The organism is Cupriavidus sp. 22TCCZM04-2, from assembly GCF_057798895.1.
This window is the reverse complement of the sequence record NZ_JBYOJS010000003.1, coordinates 81,262-96,373: the sequence shown is the minus strand read 5'-3', so window position 1 is coordinate 96,373 and position 15,112 is coordinate 81,262. Positions and strand designations below refer to the sequence as shown.

General features: G+C 66.2%; 11 protein-coding genes and 1 riboswitch. Of the genes, 9 read left to right on the top strand and 2 right to left on the bottom strand.

Annotated features, from left to right (window positions below):
* Nucleotides 1-19: 19 nt before the first annotated feature.
* Nucleotides 20-1,117 (bottom strand): substrate-binding domain-containing protein, encoded by a 1,098-nt coding sequence (locus AC3FKG_RS06280; RefSeq protein ID WP_483710894.1) that lies wholly within the window; start codon nt 1,115-1,117, stop codon nt 20-22.
* Nucleotides 1,118-1,259: 142 nt separating this feature from the next.
* On the opposite strand from AC3FKG_RS06280, the gene AC3FKG_RS06275 reads away from it, so the two are divergent.
* A complete protein-coding gene (locus AC3FKG_RS06275; RefSeq protein ID WP_488742691.1) occupies nt 1,260-2,093 on the top strand; it encodes an ABC transporter substrate-binding protein in 834 nt (277 codons plus the stop codon).
* Nucleotides 2,094-2,151: 58 nt separating this feature from the next.
* Here the strand turns inward: AC3FKG_RS06275 and AC3FKG_RS06270 are convergent, their stop codons facing one another.
* Complete coding sequence (locus AC3FKG_RS06270) at nt 2,152-3,099, bottom strand: LysR substrate-binding domain-containing protein (RefSeq protein WP_483710892.1); 948 nt, start codon at nt 3,097-3,099, stop codon at nt 2,152-2,154.
* A gap of 210 nt (nt 3,100-3,309) precedes the next feature.
* On the opposite strand from AC3FKG_RS06270, the gene xdhA reads away from it, so the two are divergent.
* The 8 genes from xdhA (at nt 3,310) to ilvD (ending at nt 15,087) form a co-directional block, all read left to right on the top strand.
* Nucleotides 3,310-4,812, top strand: a complete 1,503-nt coding sequence (gene xdhA, locus AC3FKG_RS06265; RefSeq protein ID WP_488742690.1) for a xanthine dehydrogenase small subunit — start codon at nt 3,310-3,312, stop codon at nt 4,810-4,812.
* Between the two features lie 12 nt (nt 4,813-4,824).
* Nucleotides 4,825-7,188 carry a xanthine dehydrogenase molybdopterin binding subunit gene (xdhB, locus tag AC3FKG_RS06260; RefSeq protein WP_488742689.1) on the top strand — a complete coding sequence of 788 codons (2,364 nt, stop codon included), beginning with the start codon at nt 4,825-4,827 and terminating at the stop codon, nt 7,186-7,188.
* Nucleotides 7,189-7,355: 167 nt separating this feature from the next.
* On the top strand, nt 7,356-8,348 hold the full coding sequence (gene xdhC / locus AC3FKG_RS06255) for a xanthine dehydrogenase accessory protein XdhC (RefSeq protein ID WP_483710889.1): 993 nt from the start codon (nt 7,356-7,358) through the stop codon (nt 8,346-8,348).
* A gap of 20 nt (nt 8,349-8,368) precedes the next feature.
* Nucleotides 8,369-9,424, top strand: coding sequence for an adenosine deaminase (locus AC3FKG_RS06250; RefSeq protein ID WP_483710888.1), 1,056 nt, complete (start codon nt 8,369-8,371; stop codon nt 9,422-9,424).
* 63 nt (nt 9,425-9,487) lie between these two features.
* On the top strand, nt 9,488-10,810 hold the full coding sequence (gene guaD / locus AC3FKG_RS06245) for a guanine deaminase (RefSeq protein ID WP_483710887.1): 1,323 nt from the start codon (nt 9,488-9,490) through the stop codon (nt 10,808-10,810).
* A 171-nt stretch (nt 10,811-10,981) separates the two neighbouring features.
* Nucleotides 10,982-12,124, top strand: coding sequence for a fatty acid desaturase (locus tag AC3FKG_RS06240; protein WP_483710886.1), 1,143 nt, complete (start codon nt 10,982-10,984; stop codon nt 12,122-12,124).
* A gap of 51 nt (nt 12,125-12,175) precedes the next feature.
* A riboswitch (yybP-ykoY riboswitch) is annotated at nt 12,176-12,398 on the top strand.
* A gap of 30 nt (nt 12,399-12,428) precedes the next feature.
* Nucleotides 12,429-13,004, top strand: a complete 576-nt coding sequence (locus tag AC3FKG_RS06235; protein WP_483710885.1) for a TMEM165/GDT1 family protein — start codon at nt 12,429-12,431, stop codon at nt 13,002-13,004.
* Between the two features lie 223 nt (nt 13,005-13,227).
* Entirely contained in the window at nt 13,228-15,087 is a 1,860-nt protein-coding gene (gene ilvD, locus AC3FKG_RS06230) for a dihydroxy-acid dehydratase (RefSeq protein WP_483710884.1), read from the top strand.
* The last annotated feature ends 25 nt before the right edge of the window (nt 15,088-15,112 follow it).

The following is a 15,112-nucleotide window of genomic DNA, read 5'->3' as shown; positions in this document are numbered from 1 at the left end:
AGGCCCGGCCGCCAGCGGATCAGCCGCCCTCCTTGCCGTCGGGGCCGAACCACGGCAACGCTTCCTGCGGCGTGAGGATGCCGGCGGGCTCTGCCATCGCGTAGCCCGGCAATGCCTCGATGCGCCGCGCGAACGCGGGATCGGCGAGCAAACCCAGCAGGCCTGGCATCCAGCCCGCGGTCTGGTCGTTCTTGCGCAGCGCCAGGTAGTACGCCTCGCGCGTGAGCGGCACAAAACCCAGGCCCAGCGCCTCGGCATTCATGCGCAACCCGAAGCCGACCTGCGCGCGCCCGGCATGCACGGCTTCCGCCACCTTTTCGTTGCTGAATTCCGGCTCGTCGTAGCCGGTGATCTGATCAGGATAGAGCCCGTCGGCGGCCAGGAGCTGGTCAAACAGCATGCGCGTGCCGGAACTGCGCTGCCGGTTGATGAAGCGCGCCCGGGTGTTGACCAGGTCACGCAACCCATGGATCTGGCCAACCATGTCGGGCGCCACGATCAGGCCCTGTTCACGCCACGCCAGGCGCAGCAGGCGCACCGAGGCGGGCCGCAGCCACTTGCGCAGGGTCAGGTGCGCGACGGACCCCGCGGTCTGCACGGGCGACACATAGAAACCGGCCAGTTCCGATTGCCGTTCCTGCAGACAGATCAGTCCCTCGACACTGCCGCAGAACACCGTGTCGATCTGGAGTCCGGCCGTCTGTTCCCGGATGGCGCCGGATAGCACCTCGATGGCGGGATCGTGGCTGCCGGAAAAATGCACGCAAGTCTGGGGCTGGGACGCCTCTTCAAGTTCAGCGGAAAACTCGGCCATGGCGCGTTGCACGGCCGGGTCGATGGTTTCTCGCAGACGCAATTCGGCGCGCAGCAGGCGTTCGCCGAAACGTGTCAGCGACGCGCCGCGGCCACGTTCCATGTCAAGCACGGGGCGTCCGAACATGTCCTCCCACGTCCGCATCACGCCCCAGGCGTGGCGATAGGACAGGCCGATCTCACGCGCGGCGCGATGCAGCGAACCGGTCTCGCGCACGGCCTTGAGCAACTGGAAGACCTTGGCATTGGCGCGCGGATTGTCATCTTCCGCAATCACTGGAAATAGCTCAAAACGGAATGTCATATGTTCCGCCTTGCATATTTACATCGTGGATGGGCGTCGACCACAATGAATCACCCCGTTTTTCATGTAGTTTTGTGAATTCTCCATGACCTGCCAAGGCATGGCAATTATGTTTTTAATGACATAACCCAAGGAACCCTATATGTCACGGACTGCATTCCGGAAGCATCCCGTCGTAGTCTGCGTCCTTTTCCTGGTCGCCTTTTCCGCGGCGCAGGCCGGAGAGCTCAAACTGGCCACGACCACCAGCACGGAGAACTCGGGCCTGCTCAAGTACCTGCTGCCGAAGTTCGAGCAGAAGTCAGGTGTGAACATCAAGGTCATCGCCGTGGGCTCCGGCAAGGCCATGAAGATGGGCGAAATGGGCGACGTGGACGTGCTGCTCGTGCACGCGCGCAAGATGGAAGATGAATTCGTGGCGGCCGGCTACGGCGTCAACCGCCGCGACGTCATGTACAACGACTTCATCGTGGTAGGTCCGGCCAGCGATCCGGCGGGCATCAAGGGCGGCAAGGATGTGCTCGCGGGCTTCCGCAAGCTGGCGGGCAGCGGCAGCAAGTTCATCTCGCGCGGCGACAATTCCGGCACCGACGTGATGGAAAAGGACTACTGGAAGCAGATCGGCGTTGAGCCGAAGGGACAGCCCTGGTACGTCAATGCAGGCCTCGGCATGGGCGAGGTCCTGACCATGGCCGCCCAGATGCCCGCCTATACGCTGTCGGACCGCGCCACCTACGGCGCCTACCGCGCCAAGACGGGGCTGGCCATCGCCGTGCAGGGCGACCCGAAGATGTTCAACCCGTACGGGATCATCGCGGTCAACCCGGCCAGGCACGCGGGCACCAACTACACCGACGCGATGAAACTGGTGGAATGGATTACCTCGCCCGAAGGACAGCAGGCCATTGCGGGCTACAAGGTGGATGGCGAGCAGCTGTTCTTCCCGGACTACAAGGCTACGCAAGCCAGCAACTAAGCCGGCCACGCCGTTTTATCGCGAAGACAGGGCAGCCTGGCGCGCTGCCCTTTTCGTTTCAGCCCGCCTCCGCCTCCAGCCGCGGCAATTGCGGCAGGTCGGCGGCCACCTCGGCAATCATCCGACGCATCCACATCACATCCGGCGCGGCATGGCAGCGCTCGTGCCAGAGCTGGTAGAAGCGCATGCGTGGAAATGTCACCGGCGAAGGCACCATCCGGATCGGCAGGTACTGCGCATAGTGCGCGGCAAACTGGCGCCCGGTGGTGAACACCATATCGGTCTTCATCAGCACATACGGCACCAGCCCGAAATACGGCAGCGTCACCTGGATATTGCGCTTGTAGCCCTGTTCGGCGAGCGCCTGGTCGATCATGCTGCGCTGCATCGATGCGTAGGGCGCCGGCGCCAGATGGGGCATCTCCAGGTAGTGCTTCAGCGTCAGCCCCTTGCGCGCGAGCGGGTGCTGGCCGCCCAGCATGCAGACCACCTCGTCGTCGAACAGCGGCGAGATATGCAGGTGTTCGGGCGGCGACAGCCAGTTGCCCACGACAATGTCCAGTTGCCCCTGCTCCAGGTCTTCGAGAAAGTCGCCCGACGAGGTCATCGGATGCACGAACAGCTTGGCTCCCGGGGCCAGGCGGCGCATGCGCTCGACGATATTGGGCAGGAAGAACGCATCCAGGTAATCCGGCGCACCAAGGTGGAACGTGCGCGTGGTGGTGGCCGGGTCGAACTGCTGCGGCGGCCGGGCGATGCGGTCCATCGCCGCCAGGCTCTGCTCGGCCAGCTCGAGCAGTTCGCGCCCGCGCTCGGTCGCCACCATGCCGTTTTTGCCGCGCACCAAAATAGCGTCGCCGGTGATGTCGCGCAGCCGCTTGAGCGTATTGCTGATGGCCGGCTGCGACTGGCCCAGGCGCACGGCCGTGCGGGTCACGCTCTGCTCGGTCAGCAGGGTGTGGAGCACCCGCAGCAAATAGGTATCGAGATGGTCGCGTCCGTGCATGGCGATAAGGGGCGTGCCGGGGGCTGGCCGGCAGGCTGGCGTGGGGTAAGGGAACGGCGCATAGTGTATGTCACGCAACCCGCCATCGGTCAATTCGCGTGGCGGGCGAGCCGATGGGCGGGCATTCTGATGGGGCATATCACCTGGACGGAATATTGCATGAATTAAGCCAATGCTATGTTTCCGCCATCACAGAACGAGATAAAGACCATGGAGACGCAAACCATCCGCTTTTTCCATCGCGGTCAGGTCAGGGAAGTATCCGACGCCCCCGTTACCCGCACCGTGCTGCAGTACCTGCGCGAGGACGTGCGCTGCACCGGCACCAAGGAAGGCTGCGCCGAAGGCGACTGCGGCGCCTGCACCGTCGTGATCGGCGAGCTGCAGGACGGCGGCGATGTCGAATTCAAGGCCGTCAACGCCTGCATCCAGTTCCTGCCGACGCTCGACGGCAAGGCGCTGATCACCGTCGAGGACCTGCGCCAGGCCGACGGCACCCTGCACCCGGTGCAGGAAGCCATGGTCGAATGCCACGGTTCGCAATGCGGCTTCTGCACGCCCGGTTTCGTCATGTCGCTGTGGGCGCTGTACCAGCAGCACACCCCGGGCGGCGAAGCGCCGGCGCGCCAGACCATCTGCGACGCGCTGACCGGCAACCTGTGCCGCTGCACCGGCTACCGCCCGATCATCGACGCCGGCGAACGCATGATGGCCATGCCCGCCCCGCACGCCAGCAAGCTCGATCCGAAGCAGATCGCCGAGAATCTGCGCAAGCTCAAGCGCGGCGAAACCTTCCGCTACAGCGCCAAGGGCCAGAATTTCTACGCCCCTCGCACGGCGGCGGAATTCGGCGCGATCAAGGCCGCCGAACCGGACATCCGCATCCTGGCGGGCAGCACCGACGTGGGCCTGTGGGTCACCAAGCAGTTCCGCGAACTGGGCAACCTGCTCTATATCGGCCAGGTGGAAGACCTGCAGTCGCTCACCGAGAGCGACGGCGCGATCGAGATCGGCGCAGGCGTGACGCTCGAGAAGGCCTACGCCGCACTGACCGCCGCGCACCCGGAACTCGAAGAGATGTGGAAGCGCTTCGCCTCGCTGCCGATCCGCAATGCCGGCACGCTCGGCGGCAACATCGCCAACGGCTCGCCGATCGGCGACTCGATGCCGGCGCTGATCGCGCTCGGCACAGAAGTGGTCCTGCAACACGGCGAGACCCGCCGCACGCTGCCGCTCGAAGACCTCTACCTGGCCTACCAGAAGACGGCCATGACCGAGGGCGAGTTCGTCGCCGCGCTGCGCGTGCCGGTCAAGGGACCGCAGCACTTCAGGACCTACAAGTTGTCCAAACGCTTTGACGAGGATATTTCCGCCGTGTGCGCTGCCTTCGGCATCACGGTCGAGCAAGGTGTGGTGACGCAGGCGCGCATCGCGTTTGGCGGCATGGCCGCCACGCCCAAGCGCGGCGCGGCGACTGAAGCCGCACTGATGGGCCAGCCCTGGAACGAGGCTACCGTGCGCGCCGGCATGGCGGCCCTGTCGCAGGACTACACACCGCTGTCCGACATGCGTTCGACTGCCTCGTACCGCACACGCGGTGCCGCCAACCTGCTGTACCGCTTCTGGCTGGAGACGCGCGCCGATGCGCTGCCCGCAGCCGCCGTCAACGTCCGCGCGCTCGGCGCCGGCACCACCGCAACCGTCACGGCCTGAGGAGAGATCGGCATGAACAAGCAAACCGAACCCTTCCTGCTCGACGCCAGCGTGGCCGACGAGACCGTGCCGCAGGTCGGCATCTCGCGCCCGCATGAATCGGCGCACCTGCACGTGGCGGGCACCGCCACCTATACCGACGACATTCCCGAGCTGGCCGGCACGCTGCATGCGGCGCTCGGCATGAGCAGCCGCGCCCATGCCCGCATCAAGTCGATTTCGCTCGACAAGGTGCGCGCCGCGCCGGGGGTGATCGATGTGCTGACCGTGGACGACATTCCGGGCGTCAACGACTGCGGCCCGATCATCCACGATGACCCCATCCTGGTGCGCGACGTGGTGCAGTTCATCGGCCAGCCGATCTTCGTGGTGGTGGCCACGTCGCACGATGCGGCGCGCCGCGCCGCACGTCTGGGCGTGATCGAATACGAAGACCTGCCGCCAGTGCTGTCGCCCGAGGCCGCGCACGCGGCAGGCAGCTACGTGCTGCCGCCGATGCACCTGACGCGCGGCGAGCCGCAGCAGCATATCGCCGCCGCCGCGCAGCGCGACGCTGGCAATATCCGCCTGGGCGGGCAGGAACAGTTCTACCTTGAAGGCCAGATTGCCTACGCCGCGCCGCGCGAGAACGACGGCATGCATGTGTGGTGCTCGACCCAGCACCCGACCGAAATGCAGCACGCCGTGGCCCACATGCTGGGCTGGCACGCGCATCAGGTGCTGGTGGAATGCCGGCGCATGGGCGGCGGCTTTGGCGGCAAGGAATCGCAGTCGGCGATGTTCGCGTGCTGCGCCGCGCTGGCGGCCTGGAAGCTGTTGTGCCCGGTCAAGCTGCGCCCGGACCGCGACGACGACATGATGATCACCGGCAAGCGCCATGACTTCGTGTTCGACTACGAAGTCGGCCACGACACGGAAGGCCGCATCGAGGGCGTGAAGATCGACATGGTGTCGCGCGCCGGTTTCTCGGCCGACCTGTCCGGCCCGGTGATGACGCGCGCGATCTGCCACTTCGACAACGCCTACTGGCTGCCGAACGTGCAGATCGACGGCTACTGCGGCAAGACCAACACGCAGAGCAATACCGCGTTCCGCGGCTTCGGCGGCCCGCAGGGCGCGTTCGCGATCGAGTACATCCTCGACAACGTGGCGCGCAATGTCGGCAAGGATTCGCTGGACGTGCGCCGCGCCAACTTCTACGGCAAGACCGAGCGCAATGTCACGCCGTATGGCCAGACGGTCGAAGACAACGTCATCCACGAACTGATCGACGAACTGGTGGCCACCAGCGAATATCGCGCGCGCCGCGAGGCTACGCGAGCGTTCAACGCAACCAGCCCGATCCTGAAGAAGGGCATTGCGATCACGCCGGTGAAGTTCGGCATCTCGTTCAACGTGGCGCACTACAACCAGGCTGGCGCGCTCGTGCACGTTTACAACGACGGCTCGGTGCTGGTGAATCACGGCGGCACCGAGATGGGCCAGGGCCTGAACACCAAGGTGGCGATGGTGGTGGCGCATGAACTGGGCATCCGCCTGGAACGCGTGCGCGTGACCGCGACCGACACCAGCAAGGTGGCCAATACCTCGGCCACCGCGGCATCGACCGGCGCCGACCTGAACGGCAAGGCCGCGCAGGACGCCGCGCGCCAGATCCGCGAGCGCCTGGCCGAGTTCGCCGCCCGCAAGGCTGGCGTAACGCCGGAGAGCGTGCGCTTCAACGATGACCTGATCGTGGCGGGCGAGTTGCGCCTGTCATTCGGCGACCTGGCCCGCGAAGCCTACGTGGCGCGCGTGCAGCTGTGGTCGGACGGTTTCTACACCACGCCCAAGCTGCATTGGGACCAGAAGAAGCTGAATGGCCGGCCGTTCTATTATTTTGCCTATGGCGCGGCCTGCTCCGAGGTGCTGGTGGACACGCTGACCGGCGAATGGAAGCTGCTGCGCGCCGACGCGCTGCACGATGCGGGCCAGTCGCTGAACCCCGCCATCGACATCGGCCAGGTGGAAGGCGCCTTCATCCAGGGCATGGGCTGGCTGACGACCGAGGAACTGTGGTGGAACAAGGATGGCAAGCTGATGACGCACGCCCCGTCCACCTACAAGATCCCGACGATCAACGACTGCCCCGAAGATTTCAACGTGCGCCTGTTCCAGAACCGCAACGTGGAAGACAGCATCCATCGCTCCAAGGCTGTGGGCGAGCCGCCGCTGCTGCTGCCGTTCTCGGTGTTCTTCGCAATCCGCGATGCCATCGCGGCCGTGGGTGACTATGAAGCCAACCCGCCGCTGCGCGCGCCGGCCACCAGCGAAGCCATCCTGGACGCCGTGGAAGCGGTGCGCGCCGTGCGCGAAAGCGCCGCACAGCCGGCCTGACGCGCGCGCCTGCCGGGCCCGCCGGACTTTCCCCCCTTGCCTGCTTTCGGGTAGGCAAGGGGCCGGCCGCCCGCGCAGGCACGCGCCACTGCGCTGGCACGCAAACCATCGACCACAGCATTGACCACAGACCGGCACCAGCCGGCAGTCACGACCAAGGCCCCGACATGCAGGACGCACCGCTCAAACCCTTCCGCTTCGCCGACGCCGCGCGCATGGTGCGCACCGGCGTGCCGGTGGCGATGGTCACCATCGTCGAAGTCAAGGGCTCGGCGCCGCGCGAGCCGGGCATACGGATGCTGGTCAGCGCCAACGACCTGGTCGGCACCATCGGCGGCGGACACCTGGAATGGCGCGGCATGGATATCGCGCGTGCCATGCTGGCGGACGGCAAGGAGCAGCGCCGCATCGAGCGCATTCCGCTGGGCCCGGCACTGGGCCAGTGCTGCGGCGGCGTGGTCCAGCTGGGCTTCGAAGTCCTCGGCCAGGATGACTTGCGCTGGCTGGACGCAGTGGAAGCCGCTTTCGCCGCGGGCAGATCACTGCAACGCACGGTTCCGGCATCAGGTGCAGTAACCGCCGCAGAATGCCGCGCGGCGGTGCCGTCGGTCACGCTCGAAGCGGGCGGCTCCTGGATCGACACGCTCGTCCCCGATGAGATGCACGTCGTCCTGTTCGGCGCCGGCCACGTCGGTCATGCGCTGGTCAAGGTGCTGGCCAACCTGCCGTGCCGCGTGCACTGGGTCGATGAACGCGACACGCTGTTCCCGGCCGGCCTGCCCGACAACGTCGAGGCCGAGGCCAGCGACACGCCTGAAGCCGTGGTCGCGCAGGCGCCCGCGGGCAGCTACTTCCTGGTCATGACGCACAGCCACGCGCTGGACCAGACCTTGTGCGAGGAGATCTTCCGGCGCACCGACTTCGCGTATTTCGGGCTGATCGGCTCCAAGACCAAGCGCGCGCGCTTCGAGCACCGGCTGGCGGACTACGGTGTCGACCCGGCCCGCTTCCCCGAGATGACATGCCCGATGGGCGTATCGGGGATCACCGACAAGGCACCGGCTATGATTGCGGTAGCCATCGTCGCCCAGTTGCTGCAGGTCCGCGACCAGCGTCTCGCCGCGCTGCACGCGAGCCACGGGGAGACGGTGCATCCGTAACCATAAGACCGAGGCCCCACATGACCATCGATGCCGCGCTGGCGGACAAGATCCGCCGTACTCCCAAGGCTGAACTGCACGTGCATATCGAAGGCACGCTCGAACCCGAGCTGATCTTCCGGCTGGCCCAGCGCAACCAGGTGAGCCTGCCCTACCCTAGCGTCGAAGCCCTGCGCGCGGCGTACGCGTTCACCGACCTGCAATCGTTCCTGGACATCTACTACGCCGGCGCCAGCGTGCTGCTGACGGAAGAGGATTTCTTCGACATGACGATGGACTACGTCAAGCGCGCCGTCGCCGACAACGTCCGCCACGCCGAGATCTTCTTCGATCCGCAGACCCACACCGCGCGCGGCGTGCCGATCGGCACCGTAATCGACGGCATCGCCGACGCACTGGCCCAGGCGCGTACCGAATACGATTTCTCGAGCAGCCTGATTCTCTGCTTCCTGCGGCACCTGTCCGAGGAAGACGCATTCGCCACGCTGGAAGCCGCGATGCCCTACCGCGACCGCTTTGTCGGCGTCGGGCTGGATTCGTCCGAGCAGGGCAACCCGCCCGAGAAGTTCGCGCGCGTGTTCGCGCGTGCCCGCGAACTCGGCCTGCGACTGGTGGCCCACGCCGGCGAGGAAGGCCCCGCGCAATATGTCATCGACGCGCTGGACATCCTCAAGGTCGAGCGCATCGACCACGGCGTGCGGTCGATCGACGATGCCGCGCTGATCGAGCGCCTGGCGCGCGAACGCGTGGCGCTGACGGTGTGCCCGCTGTCGAACCAGAAGCTCAAGGTGCATCCGGACCTGCGCGAACACCCGCTCAAGCGCATGCTCGATGCCGGCGTCATGGTCACGCTGCATTCGGACGATCCGGCCTACTTTGGCGGCTACATGAACGCCAACTGGGAAGCCACGTTCGAAGCGCTGCCGCTCGATGCCGCGGATGCGCACCAGCTCGCGCGCAATAGTTTTGAAGCGGCTTTCCTGCCTCCGATGCAGAAGGCCGAGTTCCTGGCGGAGGTCGACCACTTCTGGTCGGCCACGCCGACGTCCCCGCCCGCCACGGTCCCAGCGGCCTGAGCGCGGCGCATAGCAATAGCCCGGCCCTGCGCGTGCGCGCAGGCCGGTCCCGAGAGACAGACCATGACGACCACTCCGCCGACCCCGTCCATTACCCGCGCGATCCGCGGCCGCGTGCTGCATTTCCTGCACGATCCGCAATTCCACGAGGACGCCTATCAGTATTGGGAAGATGGTCTGCTGATCGTCACCGCCGGGCGCATCGTCGCAGCGGGCGACTACAAGGGGCTGGCCGCGCGCATCCCGGCCGGCGCCGAGGTGGTGGACCACCGCGGCAAGCTGATCGTGCCGGGCTTTATCGACACGCACGTGCACTACCCGCAGACCGACATCATCGCGTCGCCGTCGCCCGGGCTGCTGCACTGGCTGGACACCTACACCTTCCCCGAGGAACGCCGCTTTGCCGAGCCCGAATACGCGCGCGCGGTGGCCGGCTTCTTCACCGACGAACTGCTGCGCAACGGCACCACCAGCGCCGTGGTCTGGAGCACCGTGCACAAGGCTTCGGCCGAGGCACTGTTTGCCGAGAGCGAGCAGCGCAACCTGCGCATGATCACCGGCAAGGTGATGATGGACCGCAACTGCCCCGATTTCCTGCGCGACACCGCCGAAACCGGCGCGCGCGATTCGGCCGACCTGATGTCGCGCTGGCATAACAAGGGCCGCCTGGCCTACGCCATCACGCCGCGTTTCGCCCCGACCTCGACCGAAGCGCAGCTGGCCGCCTGCGGCGAACTGGCAAAGGCCTACCCTGACGCGTTCATCCAGACCCACGTCGCCGAGAACCGCGACGAGGTGAAATGGGTTGCCGAGCTGTTCCCGGACGCGCGCAGCTACCTGGACGTCTACGACCGCTATGGCCTGCTGCGCCCGGGCGCGTTCTACGGCCACGCGATCTACCTGGACCAGGATGACCGCCGGCGCCTGGCCGACAGCGGCGCCGCGGTCGCCCACTGCCCGACGTCGAACCTGTTCCTGGGCAGCGGCTTCTACGACTTCCACCAGTCCGACGCCAACCGCCTGAACGTGACGCTGGCCACCGATGTCGGCGGCGGCACCTCGTTCTCGATGTTCCGCACCATGAACGCCGCGCACAAGGTCGCGCGCATGGGCGGCTACCACCTGACGGCGCTGCGCATGTTCTACCTGGCCACGCGCGCCGCGGCCGAGGCGCTGGGCTGGTCCGACCGCATCGGCAGCTTCAGCGAGGGCTGCGAAGCCGACTTCATCGTGCTGGATCCGCAAGCGACGCCGCTGATCGCCCGCCGCAGCGGCCGTTCCGGGACGCTGGAAGAGCAGCTGTTCGCCTTTGCCATGCTCGGCGACGACCGTGTGATCGACAGCGTCTATGTGATGGGCGAGGCAGTACAGACGCCCGTCGTGTGATGACTGACCGACCTTCGGCCGCAATGCGCGGCCGAAGGTCGCTATTACCCGGGACCGCTCCGGCACGAATTGACGGTGATCAAGACTCGGACCGTCGAACCCCTCTAACCTTTATGGTTCCGTTGCCGGCCATACCAGGCCTTCAGCAACGCCAGCAACCTGAAGGTTTACATGACCCCCACCGCTGCCACGCATCCCGAGGTAACGTTTGAAGCACCGGCCGCCAAAGACCGACCGTTCCCCGATCCGATTGCCCCCGACCAGCCGCTGCCGTCGCGCAAGATCATCCGCGGCTGGCTGATTCCGCTGGGCCAGCGCAGCACACCGCGCGCGCTGATGCTGTTCGCCTTTGATTATCTGCTGTTCGCGGCCACGCTGGCCGGCATCGTGCTGGCGCCGCACTGGGCCGCCAAGCTGGGCCTGGGCGCACTGGCCGGGCTGATCATCGCGCGGCTGTTCATCATCGGCCATGACGCCTGCCACCAGAGCCTGACGCCGCGCCGCGGCCTGAACAAGTGGCTGGGCCGACTGACCTTCCTGCCGTCGCTCACGCCTTACAGCCTGTGGGAAGTCGGCCACAACGTCGTGCACCACGGCTACACCAACCTGAAGGGCTTCGACTTCGTCTGGGCGCCCTATTCGCTCGAAGAATTCCAGGCGCTGCCGCGCTGGCGCCGCATGATGGAGCGCATCTACCGCAATGGCTTCGGCGCCGGGCTGTACTACCTGATCGAGATCTGGTGGTTCAAGCTGTTCTTCCCGAGCAAGCGCCAGATGGCGACGCGCCGGCCCATCTTCATGGCCGACTGCACGCTCGTGGCTGCCTTCGGCGCCGCGTGGATCGGCGCGCTGGTGTGGGCCGCACTGGCCACGGATCAATCGGCCTGGATGATGGTCGGCGCTGGTTTCGTGCTGCCTTTCCTGGTCTGGAACCTGACGGTCGGCTTCGTGCTGTACGTCCACCACACCCACACCAGCGTGGCGTGGTACGACACCAAGGCCATGTGGGCCAAGGCCCAGCCCTTTGTCTCGACCACCGTGCACTTGCGATTCCGCCACGGCATCGGCGCGGCGCTGCACCACATCATGGAACACACCGCGCACCACGTGGACATGAGCGTGCCGCTGTACCGCCTGAAGCGAGCGCAGGCGCTGCTCGAACATGCGCTGCCGGGCCGCATCATCATCGAGAATTTCTCGTGGCGCTGGTACTTCCGGACCGCGCGCCGTTGCAAGCTGTACGACTTCAAGGCCCTGTGCTGGACCGATTTCCGCGGCCGCCGCACCAGCGAGCAGTCGCCGGTTCCCGCCTGACAGGGCACATTTTCCCGGCGGTAGACGATCCCCGCCGGCGCCGCTATAATCGCGGCTTCCATTGGGGAGTAGCCGCCCTGCTCTCACCGCTCCGCGCAATGCGGAACCCGGCAGACAGGGGCGTACGTCAACAGACTTGACCGCTTGCGGTTATGGCGTGCGCAGCTCCGGACTGGCTGGCCACAGGCCCAGCCCGATCCAAGGCCTGGCGAGACCGATGACCATACCTTTCTGGCCGGGCCGGGAAAGGTGTGCGTCATTGGCATCTCGCGATGCATTGCGGCCCGGTTACTCACATAACAACATGGAAGCCTTCCTCGTCTCCACAGGCATCGTCGCGCTCGCTGAAATGGGCGACAAGACGCAGCTGCTCTCGCTTGTCCTGGCCGCGCGCTACCGCAAGCCGCTCCCCATCATCCTTGGCATCCTGATTGCCACGCTGGTCAACCACGGCTTTGCCGGGGCGCTGGGCGGCTGGATCACGCACGTGCTCGGCGAAACGCTGCTGCGCTGGATCCTGGGCCTGGGCTTCATCGCCATGGCCGGCTGGATGCTGATCCCCGACAAGTTCGACGACGAGGAAAACGCCAAGCCGGTGAAAGGCACGGTCGGCATCCTGCTCGCCACCATCGTCGCGTTCTTCTTTGCCGAGATGGGCGACAAGACCCAGATCGCCACGATCGCGCTGGCCGCCCGCTTCAACGGCGCGGTGCTCGCCGTGGTGGCCGGCACCACGTTCGGCATGATGCTGGCCAATGCGCCGGCCGTGCTGCTCGGCGACAAGTTCGCCAACAAGATGCCGATCGGCCTGGTGCACAAGATCGCCGCATGCATCTTCCTGGTGCTGGGCGTGCTTGCGCTGCTGAATATCGGCGGCTGACCACCGCAAGAGACGCGTCAGAGCATCCGGGCCGCGAAGCCTGGATGCCCTGCCTGCGGCGCGCGCGATCACCGGCCGTGCCGGCTACGCGCTGCCGGCGGTGTGGGATAATCACGGGTTCTGCCCAGGGCGCAGCTCAAGAGGTTGTACGCACGGGCGCGCGAGGGGCTCCTATTCCCGTGGCCCCGCATCCTTTCTGCGATTTAGATTCCACAACCCCACAATGCCCGCATACCGTTCCAAGACTTCCACCGCCGGCCGCAACATGGCTGGGGCCCGCTCCCTGTGGCGCGCCACCGGCATGAAAGACGACGACTTCAACAAGCCGATCATCGCGGTGGTGAACTCGTTCACCCAGTTCGTACCCGGCCACGTCCACCTGAAGGACCTGGGCCAGCTGGTCGCGCGCGAAATCGAGGCTGCCGGTGGCGTGGCCAAGGAATTCAACACGATTGCCGTCGATGACGGCATCGCCATGGGCCACGACGGCATGCTGTATTCGCTGCCGAGCCGCGACATCATCGCCGACTCCGTCGAGTACATGGTCAACGCGCACTGCGCCGACGCCATGGTCTGCATCTCGAACTGCGACAAGATCACCCCGGGCATGCTGATGGCCGCGATGCGCCTGAACATTCCGGTGATCTTCGTTTCCGGCGGCCCCATGGAAGCCGGCAAGACGCGCCTGGCCAACCCTGTCACCAAGGCCGTCGAATTCAAGAAGCTCGACCTCGTCGACGCCATGGTGATCGCGGCCGATCCGGCCTATTCCGACGCCGACGTGGCCGAGGTGGAGCGTTCCGCCTGCCCGACCTGCGGTTCGTGCTCGGGCATGTTCACGGCCAACTCGATGAACTGCCTGACCGAGGCGCTGGGCCTGTCGCTGCCCGGCAACGGCACGGTGGTTGCCACGCACGCCGACCGCGAGCAGCTGTTCAAGCGCGCCGGCAGCCGCATCGTCGAACTGGCCCGCCAGTACTACGAGCAGGAAGACGCGCGCGTGCTGCCGCGCTCGGTCGGCTTCAAGGCCTTCGAGAATGCGATGACGCTGGACATCGCCATGGGCGGCTCGACCAACACCATCCTGCACCTGCTGGCGATTGCGCAGGAAGCCGGCATCGATTTCTCGATGGACGACATCGACCGCCTGTCGCGCGTCGTGCCTCAGCTGTGCAAGGTCGCACCGAACACCAACAAGTACCACATCGAAGACGTGCACCGCGCGGGCGGCATCATGGCCATCCTGGGCGAACTCGAGCGTGCCGGCAAGCTGCACACCGATGTGCCGACCGTGCATGCCCCGACGCTCGGCGATGCGCTGAACCAGTGGGACATCGTCCGCACGCAGGACGACGCCGTCCGCAACTTCTACATGGCCGGCCCGGCCGGCATCCCGACGCAGGTCGCGTTCAGCCAGAATACGCGCTGGCCGAGCCTGGACCTGGATCGCGCCGAGGGTTGCATCCGCTCGTACGAGCATGCGTTCTCGAAGGAAGGCGGCCTGGCCGTGCTGCGCGGCAATATCGCGGTGGACGGCTGCGTGGTGAAGACCGCTGGTGTGGACGAGAGCATCCTGGTGTTCGAAGGCAATGCCCACGTCACGGAATCGCAGGACGAGGCCGTCGAGAACGTCCTCAATGACAAGGTCAAGGCCGGCGACGTGGTGATCGTGCGCTACGAAGGCCCGAAGGGCGGCCCCGGCATGCAGGAAATGCTTTACCCGACCAGCTACATCAAGTCCAAGGGCCTGGGCAAGGCCTGCGCGCTGCTGACCGATGGCCGCTTCTCGGGTGGCACCTCGGGCCTGTCGATCGGCCACTGCTCGCCGGAAGCTGCAGCCGGCGGCGCGATCGGCCTGGTGCGCGACGGCGACAGGATCCGCATCGACATCCCTAACCGCACCATCGACGTGCTGGTCTCCGACGAAGAGCTCGCACGCCGCCGCGAAGAGCAGAACGCCAAGGGCTGGAAGCCCGCCAAGGCGCGTCCGCGCAAGGTGTCGGCGGCGCTCAAGGCGTATGCCAAGCTGGTCATGTCGGCGGACAAGGGCGCGGTGCGGGATCTGTCGTTGCTGGATGACTGACCTTGCCATGGGCCTGACGCCCGCC